Raw genomic sequence first — 12063 nt, 5'->3', positions numbered from 1 at the left:
TTTTACCTCCTCTGCGGAGACGTGCTCCGCGATATCGACCCAGTCGGAAGCAGACGGTAACTTTCGTTGCCTCTGGCTAACCTTTGGTCAAAAAAATTTGAGCTCAGTGCTCGATCTGGATATTCTCCGCGTCGCCCTTCCGGATGGAGAGCTCATATCCGCGGACCGTGACCTCCACAGGGTCGCCCAGGGGAGCCACCTTACGCACGTAGATCTCGGTGCCCTTGGTGATGCCCATGTCCATGATGCGGCGGCGCAGAGCGCCCTCGCCGGCGATCTTGGTGACCTTCACGGTCTCGCCGCACTTCACTTCTTTCAGTGTAGCCATTTCGGTTCCTCCTTCCAACACACACATATCCATTTGTCTCCATGCTCTCCCGACCGGCCGGCCGGGAGAGACGGAGCCGACTCCGATCAGATCATGATCCGGTTGGCCATGGACACATCCAAAGCCACACGGGTGTCCTTCACATGGACGATCAGGTTCCCGCCGATCTGAGAGATCACCGTGACCGGACTGCCCTCGATGAATCCGAGGCTCTCCAGATGGCGGCGCACCTCATCCTTGCCATTGATCTTCTTGACCGTCGTCTCCACGCCGGCCTGCGCCATCGTCAGCGGCATCGCCATACACTCCCATCCTCACTATCGTCGGTCTATCTCCTCTGCCGTACAGGGCAGAGCGGAGAGTTAGTAGCTTCTAACCCCCATGAACGGCGCTAGTTTACTACGACTAACTCCATTTGTCAATCCCCTTTCCGAAAAAAATCTCTGTCCCTTGTATCAAAACGACTTTTGTGATAAAATAGAGGGAAAATACCAGGGAGGCAATTGTGCAGATCGGACCGCCGGCCCCTGGGAGTGACAGGAGGCATTCTCACTATGAAGATCCAGGAATCAGCGGAAAACTACCTGGAGACGATCTTGATGATCAAGGAGGAGCGCGGTGTCTGCCGCTCGATCGATATCGTCCATCACATGAACTTTTCCAAGCCCAGCGTCAGCCGCGCCATGAGCCTGCTCCGGGAGAACGGATACATCACCATGGACAAGGAGGGCTTCATCGAGCTGACGCCCTCCGGCGCGGAGATCGCCGCCACCATCTATGAGCGGCACCGGGTCATCACGGCCTGGCTCATCAGCATGGGCGTGGCGCCTGAGACCGCACAGGCCGACGCCTGCCGCATGGAACACGCCGTCAGCCCCGAGACCTTCGAGAAGCTCAAGGAGCACATCCAAAAGACGCTCCCGCAGGGATGACTCATCCCGCGCCTCCCCGCACCCAAGCCCGGTGCGGGGAGGCGTTTTTTTCTTTTTGGGCCTTGCAGTCTGTCATTCCCTGCGGTATACTCTCCACATGAGTTAGTTTTGCCTAACCACAAATCAGACAGAAAGGAGCGGATCCCATGCTGGAAACGCTATCCTGGGCCGCGGGGGGCACCGGCTTCACCTTCCTGATGACCACGCTGGGCGCGGCGGTGGTCTTCCTGTTCCGGGGGCGGAGCTCCGTCCTGATGCAGAAGCTCTTCCTGGGTTTCGCCGCCGGGGTCATGATCGCTGCGTCGGTCTGGTCCCTGCTGATCCCCTCCATCGAGGAGGCCGAGGCCGCCGGATGGATCGGCTGGATTCCCGCCGCGGGAGGCTTCCTGCTGGGCGGGGCTTTCCTCCTGCTCCTGGACATGATCCTTCCCCACCTGCATCCGGACGCTGAGGCCCCGGAGGGACCCCGCACCAAGCTCAAGCGCACCACTCTGCTGGTGTTCGCCGTGACGCTCCACAACATCCCGGAGGGCATGGCGGTGGGCCTCTCCTTCGCGCTGGCCGCCCAGCACGATGGGGATCCCGCCCTCTACGCCGCCGCCATGGCCCTGGCCGTGGGCATCGGCATCCAGAACTTCCCAGAGGGCGCGGCGATCTCCATCCCTCTGCGGGAGGAGGGGATGCCACGCTGGAAGGCCTTCCTCTGCGGCAGTCTCTCTGGCATCGTGGAGCCGATCTTCGGCCTTCTGACGGTCCTGGCCGCCGGGGCGATCGAGTCGGTGATGCCCTGGCTCCTGGCCTTCGCCGCCGGAGCGATGATCTACGTCGTGGTAGAGGAACTGATCCCGGAGGCCCATCTGGGGGAGCATTCCAATTTGGGCACGCTGGGCGTCATGGGCGGCTTCCTGGTGATGATGATCCTGGACGTGGCCCTCGGGTGATACAGCGCTCTCCCGGACCGAAAAATGCCCGCCGGTATCCCTTGCTGGATACCGGCGGGCATTCCATCAATGCTTTACTCTTTCAGCTTTCCGGAGGCCAGCGCGCGGGCCACCTTCTCCTGCTCCGCCCTGCGGAGGGCAGGACGGTCGTCGATGGTGATGGCGAAGCGGGGGCAGGCGCCCACACAGCGGGGGAGCTGCCCCTCCCGGAGGCGCTGGATACAGCCGTCGCACTTGCGGGCCTTCTTGTCCTCCAGGACGATGCCGCCCAGCGCGCAGGCTCTGGCGCAGGCGCCGCACCCCACGCAGGCGGTGCTGTCCAGCTGGACGGTGCCCGTCTCTTCCTCCAGAGAGAAGCACCCCTTGGGGCAGGCGGAGAGACAGCCGTGGGCCTCGCAATGGAGGCAGGCCACGGAGTACCAGACTACGCTTCCCTTCCCGTTCCGGAACCGCTCCGTCCGGTACAGACGGCGCAGAGGCGTCCGTTCGAAGTCCCCCTGCTCGTCCATGCAGGCGGCCACACAGGCGCCGCATCCTACGCAGAGCTCCGGCAGGAAGTTGAAATGGGCATGGAGCGCCATGGGCTCTCTCATCAGGCGTCCCTCCTTTCCGTCTCCTTCTGAGGCTTGACCTTCTCGACCCGGCACCGGACGCTCCGGTAGCCGGGAAAGCCGGAGATTGGGTCCAGATGCTCCGGTCCGATGATGCTGTTCACGTCCGCGTCCGGATAGTCCTGATAGACGAACACCGCGCCGGGGGCCACCGTGTGGGTCACGTTGGCCTTGAGCCGGATGGTCCCATAGGCGGTGGTCAGGGCGATGGCATCCCCCTGCCGGATCCGGAGGGCCTTGGCATCCTCCGGGCTGATGTCCGCCATGGACTCCGGCCGGAACACCTTCTTCAGGGCGCTGTTCTGGAAGCGGGAGTGGAAATGATAGGGCAGGCGTCCCCCTGCGGTGAGCTGGAGGGGGTACTCCTCCGGATCGTGTTCGTCCGCCGAGGGCCGGTAGGTGGGCAGGGGATCGAAGCCGTGGCGGCGCAGGACCTCTGAGGTCAGCTCGAACTTCCCGGTGGGGGTAGCGTAGCCGTGGGCGGTGTTGTCGCCGGGACGATAGGGCTCCTTTCCGGGGATCCGGGTGGTGGCGTGCGTGGTCTGGAGCTCGCTGAAGGTGACACCCACCCGCCGCAGGAGATACCGGCTGCATGCCTCATAGCCCTTCCGCAGAATCGGATCGTCCAACTCCAGATAGTTGGCCAGCTCGCAGAGGATATCCGCGTCGGACTTGGACTCATAGAGGGGCTCGATCACCGGGTCCAGCCAACGGACCGTGGGCGTATTGAAGTAATGCCCCATGAATCCCCCCTGGAACTGGGCCCGCTCGAAGGAGGTGCAGGCGGGGAGCACGATGTCGGCGTACTTGGCGGTATCGGTCAGGAAGATGTCCACGTCCACGAAAAACCCCACTTGGGACAGGGCCTGGAAGAGCTTTCCGTCCCCGGGGAACATCCGGGCGTTCATGCCCAGGCTGAACACGGCCTGGATGGGATAGGGGGTCCCCTCCAGGATCTGGCGGGACAGGTCCATGGCCTGGAACTCGTCGATCAGCTCGGACCAGACCGGGAACCGGTCGGTGCCGATCTTGGGCCGGCCGCCCTCCGGCCGGACCTCGTCGATGAAGCGCTCGTCCCCCACATCGCAGTCGGCGTTCATCTTCGGATTGGCGAACTCGGTGGGGATATTGCCGCCCTCCCGGTCATAGCTGCCGCTGATGGCGGACAGGGCCAGAAGGGCCCGGATGTTCTGCACGCCGTTCCGGTGATGAGTCAGCGGGGCCGCGCCCAGACTGATGGCGAAGCGGCGGTCCTCCGTCAGCAGGGCTCCCGCCGCCTCCAGCTGGTCCACCGGGATGCCGGTGAGCTGGGCGGTGCGTTCGGCGGAGAACTCCTTCACATAGGCGGCATACTCTGGATAGCCGTGGACATGGGCGTCGATGTACGCCTGATCCACTGCTCCGTGGGCGATCAGATACTGGCCGAAGTAGAGGGCCAGAGCCCCGTCCGTGCCAGCCCTGGGCCGGAGATGGATATCCGCCAGCTGGGAGAACGGAGTCACCTTCGGGTCGATGCAGATGACCTTCATGCCCTTCTCCCGCTGTTTCTCGATCATGTCATAGTGGAACACACTGCTGTAAAAGGGGTCGTAGGCCCAGGCCAGGAACAGCTCCGCGTGGGCGATGTCCGGCCGGCTCAGGCTCCCTCCTGTAAGGATGTTGGCCATCCGCATGGCCTGGAAGCAGCTGCTGGACTCGGTGCCGTAGTTCCGTGTCCCGAAGGAGTGGACGAACCGATGGAACATGGTCCGGTACCACTTGGAATAACCCGTATAGAAGGCCACGCTGTCCGCGCCGAACTCCTTCTTATAGCCGTTGAGCTTCCGGGCGATCTCGGTATAGGCCTCATCCCAGCTGATAGGCTCGAACTTGCCCTCGCCCCGCCGGCCCACCCGGCGCAGCGGGGTCTTGATGCGGTCGGCCCGGTAGATATAGTCCCGGCTGGCATAGCCCTTCACACACAGGCGGCCCCGGTCGGGACATTCCGGGGAGCCTTCCACCTTCACGACTTTCCCGTCCTGGACCCAGGCATCCACACCGCAGTTGTTCAGGCAGATCTCGCAGACCGTCTTTCTCCGTTCCGGCTCTCCCATGCCGCATCCTTCCTTTCTCCACGCTTCTCCAAACGCGTCGTTCGATCCAGGGCGTATCCGAACTCCGGATACGCCCTCATCGTCTTTCTCATCTTATCAGATGTTCTCCCATTTGACCAGCTTCCGCTGGAGCAGACGGATCCCCGCCACCAGAGCGGTGACCACGATGCCCATGAGGATGATGCCGGCGATGACCTTGGTATAGTCGGCGTAATCCGAGTACTTTTTCACGAAGTAGCCCAAGCCTGAGCTGGCGCCCAGCAGCTCCGCGCCGGTCAAGCAGAGGAGGGCCGCCCGGATCGTGCCGGTGAGGCTGGCCAGGATGCCCGGCTTGCAGTAGGGCAGGATCACCCGGAACAGCATCGTGGGGGTGGATACGTTCATCACCTGGGCCGCCTGGATGATCTTCCGGTCCATGCCGGCCACCTGGCCCACCATGTTCTGGAACGTGGGCCAGAACACGGCGCAGAAGATCACGAACACCGAGGCGGCCTTGAAGGTGGGCATCACCGCCACCACATAGGGCGTGTAGACCAGGGGCGGGATGGGACTGATCACATTGGCGATGGGCAGGATGCCCTCCCGCAGGCGGGGGATCCAGCCCACGGCCAGGCCAAGGAACACGCCGGCGATCATCGCCAGGCCCACGCCCAGCACCAGCAGGCGCAGGGAACTGAAGATGCCCGCCACCATGTCCTCCCACTGGGAGACGAACACATAGAACACGTTCTCCGGCGGAGGCGCCAACACCGGATGGGCCATGCCCAGTCGGCTCAGCACGTCCCACAGGAGCAGGAAGCCGAAGGCCGCCGTGGCGATGTCCAGCGTGCTCTTCTTCCCTTTTCGGAGATAGGCGAAGAGGAATGCCGCCTCGATCAGGAACAGCACCACGATATAGGGCCACACCGCGTCCAGCTTCCGCTGGGAGGGCAGGAGGGCCGCCACGGCCAGAGCGGCCGCGAAGAGGATGTTCCCCCGGTTGAGCACATATCTCATAGTACCACCTCGTCTCCGATCTCACTGGCCACCTGCTCATAGAAGAGGGACATGAGCCTCTTCCGGAGCTGGAGGTATTCCGGCTGTTCCACCAGATCGTCCCGCTTCCGGGGGCGGGGGAGCTCCACCCGCTCCACGGCCCGGATCTGTTTTGGCTCCATGACCACGATCCGGTCGGCCAGCAGGATGGCCTCATCGATGTCGTGGGTCACGAACACCACGGTCTTGTGATGCTCGGTGCTCAGGCGGCTCACCAGCTCCTGGAGCTCCTGCCGGAGCTTGGGATCGATGGCGCCGAAGGGCTCGTCCATCAGCAGGACATCGGTCTCCATGGCCAGCGCCCGGGCGATGGCCACCCGCTGCTGCATGCCGCCGGAGAGCTCCGAGGGATACCGGTCCCCCACGTTGGACAGTCCAACCCGGGACAGGTAGTAGTCCGCCCGCTCCTTCTGCTCCGGCTTGGACCGCTTCTGTCCGCTCTGCCGGATGCCGAAGATCACGTTCTTCCGGGCCGTGAGCCAGGGGAACAGAGAGTAGTGCTGGAACACCACCGCCCGGTCCGGCCCCGGCCCGGTGAGAGGGGCCCCGTCCAGCAGGATCTGGCCGCCGTCAGCGTGGTCCAGGCCCTCCAGCAGGCTCAGGAGCGTGCTCTTTCCACATCCGGACGGCCCCAGCAGGCAGAGGAACTCGCCCTCTTCGATGGAGAGGCTGATCTCCTCCAGCGCCGCGTGGGGCTGCTGCCCGGGATAGTGGAAGGACACTTCCTGTATGTCGATCTTGCTCATGGTTCGGGTCCTCTCCTCTCTGTCAGCGGACGGTGAGGATGCTGGCCTCGGCCAGCGCCTGTTCCGTCAGCTCGTTGCCCAGACCGGGGCGGTCCGGGACGGTATACCAGCCGTCCACCGGCTGGTCGTCATACACACACAGCCCGGTGTTGAACGGCAGCGTGTTGTTGGTGTGATGCTCGTGGATGATGAAATTGGGGATGGCCGCCTCCAGCTGGAGGGCGGCGGCGATGCTGATCGGCGTGTTGCAGGTATGGGTCTGCACCGTGGCTCCCAAGCTCTCCGCCAGATCGGCGATCTTCCGGCCTTCGGTGATACCGCCGCAGTTGCCCAGATCCGGCTGGACTGTGTCCACCACCCCCGCCTGGAGCAGAGGCAGGAAGCCCCGCCGGGTGTAGCTCCGCTCGCCGGTGGCGATGGGGATATCCAGTGCCTCCCGGATCCGCTGGTAGTCGTGGATGTCCAGCGGATTGGCGGGCTCCTCCAGGAGCATGGGATCGTAGTCCCGGGCCAGGCGGCCGAACTGGATAGCGGTCTGGGCGGTGGTGAGGCAATGGTTTTCCAAGATCAGCTCCACGTCAGGGCCAATCACCGACCGGACCGCGTCCAGCTTCTGGTCGATCTCCCGCATCGTGGCGGGGGAGAGATGGGTCTGGGCCTCGTAGTCGGAGATACGGCTGCTATCCGGATGCTTGGCCAGAAAGTCGATCTTCACGCAGTCATAGCCGTCATCCTCCACCGCCCGGCGGCAGGCCTCCTTCAGGAAACCGAGGTCGCCGGGGGCCCCGTGGAAGTCGGGGTACTTCCAGCCGTTCTGGAGCTGGCTGGCGTAGCAGCGGAGCTTGTCCCGGTGCTTGCCGCCCAGGAGCTGACAGACCGGAACGCCGAAGTACTTGCCCTTGATGTCCCAGAGGGCGGTGTCGATGGCGGACACCGCCGCCAGGATCACGCCGCCGTTCCCTCTGGCCCAGAAGGAGTTCAGCAGCTTGGTGTAGACCACGTCGTTGGCCAGAGCGTCCATCCCCAGGATCATCTGGGAAAAGGACTTCAGGAGCTCCACACAGCCCAGAGAATAGTGCATGATGGATACGCCCGCCTCACCATAGCCGTAGACGCCCTCATCGGTGCGGATCCGCGCCAGCACAGGGGTCTGTCCCGCTGTGGGCTGAGCCTTCAGGGTGATGATATCGACTGCTTGGATCTTCATTCCCATGCGCCTCCGTCAGATCTGGACATCGTTGTTGTAGGTGCGGAACACCTCCAGCTTATCCTGGAAGAAGGCGTCGTCCGGATCGCGGTCCAGGACCTCCTGGAGGGCCTCAGCATAGATGTCGGTGTCGATGTGTTCGTCCACATCCACCGCGTCGCCGTCGAAGTAGCCGGAATCGGACAGGGACTCATAGAAGGTCTCGATGCCCTTCTCGTTGGGGTCCAGCGTCAGGAAGGTCCGGTTCACGAAGAGGTAGTTCTCCACATAGTCCTCGGTCTGGCCGGAGAAGTCGGCCAGGGTCTTGATGATCTCCGGGCGGTTGGCCTCGTCCTCGTAGTACTCCCACGCCCGCAGGTTGGCCACCGTGTACTTCACGAAGGCGTCGTGCTTCTCGGAGAGCTTCTGGGAGGAGGTCACCTGACGGCAGCAGACGTACTGGGGATCCAGCTCGCCCACCTCATAGACCAGCGCCGTGCCCAAGTCCAGAGTGGAGTTGGCGTACTCGATGGGGAGGAAGCCCAAGTCCGCCTCGCCCTTGGCCACCGCCTGAGCCACATTGGCCTGGCTGTCCACCTCCAGAAGTTTGATGCTGTCCACGTCCACGCCGCTCTCCACCAGCTTGGCCCGGGTGATCACCCAGGAGGAGGAGCCGCGGACCATGGCTGCGGTGGTGCCGGCATAGTTTTTCAGGTCCTTATACTTTTCCACATCATCCTGACGGGAGATGATCGCACCGCCCTCGGCGGCGGTGCCCTCGAAGACCACCAGGTCGGAGCCGTTGGCGATGAAGGTCAGGTCGGGGACGATGCCAGTACCCAGCACGTCCACGTCCTTCTTGTTGGTGGTGATGGCGGTGAGAGCCTCGGTGCTGGAGGCGTTGACGAACTCCACATTGACGCCCTCTTCCTCGTAGTAACCCAGCTGGTCGGCCAGGATGTTGATGGCCGTGCGGATCTGGCCGGGCTGAGTGGCAAAGCGGATGGTGTTCTCCTCGGCGGTCACGTCGGAGGCGCCGGCGGCGCTGGCAGAGGGAGCGGTGCTCTCTCCCGCAGAGCCGCTGTCTCCGCAGGCGGCCAGCACCGTGGAGAGGGTGAGCGCGGTGGAGAGGATAGCGGCAGTCTTGTTCAGCTTGTTCATATTCGATGACCTCATTTCTCAGTCGTAAGCAGATATCGTGTCTGGATAGGTATAAAAATGCCCGGGACGCCGTTTCCTTGGACGTCTCCGGGCTCTTCGAAGGCTTGGATCACATACACATGCGGTCCACAGGCGCCTGGAAGCGCCCGGCCATCCGATCAGCCCGGTCATCCAACATTCGTCCACAGCGGAAGTTGCTCCGGATCATCTCGATAAGATCGTTCCTCATAGCCGGCTCCTCCTCTCCATCTTGATAAACATATAAACCAAATAGGTTTATTTGTTGTTTCATATTATAGCCGCTCTCAGCCCAGCTGTCAAGAAAAAACAGGAGATCTGTCATTCTTGTACGTTCCCGCACAAAAGGGCGGATCCAGAGCCGGTCTCAGCTGGTCAAAAAAGCGAAAGAGCCGTCGGACGATCTCGTCCGACGGCTCCGAATGCCAAACAGATGATGTTCAGGACAGCTGGAGGCTGGCGATGAACTGATGTACCACGCGGGGCGTACGGCCGGGATGGTGCATCTCCCACTTGACGGCCTCGGCGTGGAGGGCCTCTTTGTCCATGGTGATGCCGGTCAGCTCGGCCATCCGGTCCACCATGTCCAAATATTCCGGCTTGCTCATGGCCAGATAAGGGATCCGCAGGCCAAAGCGCTCCGCCAGAGAAGTCTTTTCCTGGATGGTCTCGAAGGCATCCACTTCATCTCCGGCCCGGTCGCTGAAGGTCTGACGTACCAGATGACGGCGATTTGAGGTGGCATAGATGGCCACATTGGTGGGGCGGCGCTCCAGACCGCCCTCCAGGATGGTCTTGAGGACGGAGTAGGTCCGATCGTCCTGATCGAAGGCCAGGTCGTCGATGAAAAGGATGAACTTCCGGCGGCGGCCACCCAGAGTCCGGATCAGGTCGGGCAGAGAAGCTACTTCTTCCTTCTGCACCTCGATCAGGCGCAGGTCGTCGAATCCGGGCAGAGAGAGCAGAGACTTGACGGTGGCGGATTTGCCCGTGCCGCTGTCACCATAGAGGAGCACGTTGTTGACCTGCTTCCCCTCCAGTAGTGCCCGGGTGTTGGCGATCACCTGATCCCGCTGGCGCTCATAGCCCAGCATCTCCTCGGGGGTATGGCTGTCCGGGTCCTCCACAGGCCAGAGCTGGCCCTCTTCCCACAGGAAGGCGTGATAGCGGGCGAACCGCCCGGAGCCGTGAGCCCGATAGAACTCGGTGAGCTCTTCGAAATCGAAGGGAGCGGCGCAGGACCAGCGGGGCAGGCCCTCCAGCACAGGGGTCAACTCCGAGGGGACACAGGTACCGATCTTACGGATGACCAGCCCACACTCCAGCTCGGCCAGCCTGCCCAAAGTCTCGATGTCCTGCTTAGCGGCGGCGGTGAGGACCGGGTCGTTCCCGCCCCGCTCCACCATCCGGGCATAGGGGGACTCCTGATAGCGCAGCGCGTCATGGATCCAGGCACCCAGACCGCCGCTCCCCTCGGTCTCCAAGGTATAGAACAGGCGGGTATATCGGTCCACTGCCTCCTCGCCCTTGTCCTCCCGGAGGGTATCCAGCAGGGACATGGTCAATGCCATCACCGGCTCATCCATCAAATGTTTATAGGCGGCGATCCCCCGCAGGGCGCCGCGCAGCAGGTCCAATTCCATCGGTGTTCTCTCCATTCTTTTCCCGCTGGGCCGTAGGGACGACTGGGCGGATATTATTTTTCCATTTTAGACATTCCCAGACGATCTGTCAACGATAAAGCTCGACTCCGGCGTGGATCTGTCCTATACTGTGAGAGTCGGGGGACATCTGTCTCCCAAGAAAGGAGCGTGCAGACCTTGTTGAAAAAGATTCATTACAACTCCCCGGTGGTCCTGACCTTCTTCTTCCTGTCCCTGCTCTCTCTGTTTTTAGGAGAACTGACCCACGGCCTGAGCACCCGCGCTCTGTTCTCCGTCTATCGGAGTCCATTGAGCCCGCTCTTTTTTCTGCGGCTCTTCGGCCATGTGCTGGGGCACAGCGGATATGCTCACTTCACTGGGAACATGGTCCTCTTCCTGGTGATCGGTCCGCCTATGGAGGAGAAGTACGGCAGTCGGGCCCTGCTGATGGGCATCCTGACCACAGCGCTGATCTCCGGCGTCCTGCAATGTCTCTTCTTCCCCCACACAGCACTGCTGGGGGCCAGCGGCATCGTGTTCATGCTGGTGATGCTCTCCTCCCTCTCCGGGATGCGCTCTGGTTCCGTCCCGTTGACGCTGATCTTGGTGGCTATCCTCTATTTAGGGCAGGAGGTCTACTCCGCGCTCTTCATCCAGGACGACGTGGCCCACTTCATGCATCTGGTAGGAGGGGCCTGCGGCACGGCCTTCGGCCATCTTGCAGGACACAGGCAGCACTGACCGCATATAGAAAGGCCCGATCCGCTCTTTCAATCGCGGACCGGGCCTTTTATCATCCAGAGTTTCGAAGATCACTGATTGGGGACGACAGCAAAGAAAGTCAGATCCTTATCACTGTCATTGACCACGCTATGGGAGTGGCCCTTGGGGCAGTAATGGCACAGACCCGGATGGAGCTCGCTCCATTCGCCGTCATAGAGGACCTTTCCAGTCCCTTCCAGGATATAGATGATCTCACTGCTGTCCTCGTGGGTATGCAGTCCCACAGAAGCACCGGGAACCAGTGTGCTGAGCATGACCTTGTTCAAATCGTCCGTGAGCATCTTCGCCTTCAAGAACTTCTCGCCGCCCTTGAAGTGCTCCATCTCCTTCGTCTCCATCTTTGCAAAATCCAGGATCATGGGTCGTTCCTCCTTATTCTCGTCATATCAGTTGAAAGACAATATAATAAGCAAAAAACGGACAGTCGAAACTGTCCGTCCTTTGTGTCGGCATTACCTATCTTCCCGGCCCGTCTCCAGGCAAGTATTTTCGGCGCAGGTGAGCTTAACTTCTGTGTTCGGGATGGGTACAGGTGGACCCTCACCGCAATCAACACCGACTGCCTCTATTCTACTCTTTTCTCGCT

13 protein-coding genes and 1 rRNA gene are annotated in these 12063 nt (G+C 62.0%); 3 read left to right on the top strand and 11 right to left on the bottom strand.

All coding sequences use genetic code 11. The features are described from left to right. Positions 1-103 precede the first annotated feature (103 nt). Both KQI12_RS07610 and KQI12_RS07605 read right to left on the bottom strand, forming a co-directional pair. A complete protein-coding gene (locus KQI12_RS07610; RefSeq protein ID WP_216572380.1) occupies positions 104-328 on the bottom strand; it encodes a ferrous iron transport protein A in 225 nt (74 codons plus the stop codon). An 86-nt stretch (positions 329-414) separates the two neighbouring features. Beyond that, positions 415-624, bottom strand: coding sequence for a FeoA family protein (locus tag KQI12_RS07605; protein WP_216572566.1), 210 nt, complete (start codon positions 622-624; stop codon positions 415-417). Positions 625-882: 258 nt separating this feature from the next. Here KQI12_RS07605 and KQI12_RS07600 point away from each other — a divergent pair, with 258 nt between their 5' ends. Next, positions 883-1260, top strand: coding sequence for a metal-dependent transcriptional regulator (locus tag KQI12_RS07600; protein WP_216572379.1), 378 nt, complete (start codon positions 883-885; stop codon positions 1258-1260). Between the two features lie 146 nt (positions 1261-1406). Next, entirely contained in the window at positions 1407-2201 is a 795-nt protein-coding gene (locus KQI12_RS07595) for a ZIP family metal transporter (protein ID WP_216572378.1), read from the top strand. 74 nt (positions 2202-2275) lie between these two features. Here KQI12_RS07595 and KQI12_RS07590 read toward each other — a convergent pair whose 3' ends face one another. From KQI12_RS07590 to KQI12_RS07560, 7 genes are all read right to left on the bottom strand, one after another. Beyond that, positions 2276-2794: a 4Fe-4S dicluster domain-containing protein gene (locus tag KQI12_RS07590; protein ID WP_216572377.1), complete on the bottom strand. Its 519-nt coding sequence runs from the start codon at positions 2792-2794 to the stop codon at positions 2276-2278. Continuing rightward, positions 2794-4905: a molybdopterin-dependent oxidoreductase gene (locus KQI12_RS07585; protein WP_216572376.1), complete on the bottom strand. Its 2112-nt coding sequence runs from the start codon at positions 4903-4905 to the stop codon at positions 2794-2796. Before KQI12_RS07585 ends, KQI12_RS07590 begins: the two co-directional genes overlap by 1 nt. 96 nt (positions 4906-5001) lie before the next feature. Continuing rightward, positions 5002-5901 carry an ABC transporter permease gene (locus KQI12_RS07580; protein WP_216572375.1) on the bottom strand — a complete coding sequence of 300 codons (900 nt, stop codon included), beginning with the start codon at positions 5899-5901 and terminating at the stop codon, positions 5002-5004. Continuing rightward, complete coding sequence (locus KQI12_RS07575) at positions 5898-6686, bottom strand: ABC transporter ATP-binding protein (protein WP_216572374.1); 789 nt, start codon at positions 6684-6686, stop codon at positions 5898-5900. The genes KQI12_RS07580 and KQI12_RS07575 overlap by 4 nt, the downstream gene beginning before the upstream one ends. A 22-nt stretch (positions 6687-6708) precedes the next feature. Further along, the gene (locus tag KQI12_RS07570; RefSeq protein WP_216572373.1) at positions 6709-7893 is read right to left on the bottom strand and encodes a mandelate racemase/muconate lactonizing enzyme family protein; all 1185 of its coding nucleotides are present in this window, start codon (positions 7891-7893) and stop codon (positions 6709-6711) included. Positions 7894-7908: 15 nt separating this feature from the next. Then, entirely contained in the window at positions 7909-9033 is a 1125-nt protein-coding gene (locus KQI12_RS07565; protein WP_216572372.1) for an ABC transporter substrate-binding protein, read from the bottom strand. Between the two features lie 458 nt (positions 9034-9491). Beyond that, positions 9492-10694, bottom strand: coding sequence for an ATP-binding protein (locus KQI12_RS07560; protein ID WP_216572371.1), 1203 nt, complete (start codon positions 10692-10694; stop codon positions 9492-9494). 180 nt (positions 10695-10874) lie between these two features. On the opposite strand from KQI12_RS07560, the gene KQI12_RS07555 reads away from it, so the two are divergent. Beyond that, complete coding sequence (locus KQI12_RS07555) at positions 10875-11435, top strand: rhomboid family intramembrane serine protease (RefSeq protein WP_216572565.1); 561 nt, start codon at positions 10875-10877, stop codon at positions 11433-11435. Positions 11436-11506: 71 nt separating this feature from the next. Here the strand turns inward: KQI12_RS07555 and KQI12_RS07550 are convergent, their stop codons facing one another. Continuing rightward, positions 11507-11836, bottom strand: coding sequence for a cupin domain-containing protein (locus KQI12_RS07550; protein WP_216572370.1), 330 nt, complete (start codon positions 11834-11836; stop codon positions 11507-11509). Between the two features lie 85 nt (positions 11837-11921). After that, a 5S ribosomal RNA gene (rrf, locus tag KQI12_RS07545) occupies positions 11922-12037 on the bottom strand. Positions 12038-12063: the final 26 nt, after the last annotated feature.

The sequence above is a fragment of the Pseudoflavonifractor sp. MSJ-37 genome (assembly GCF_018917965.1).
Lineage (GTDB): Bacteria > Bacillota > Clostridia > Oscillospirales > Oscillospiraceae > Pseudoflavonifractor_A.
This window is presented reverse-complemented; position numbering and strand designations above follow the sequence as displayed.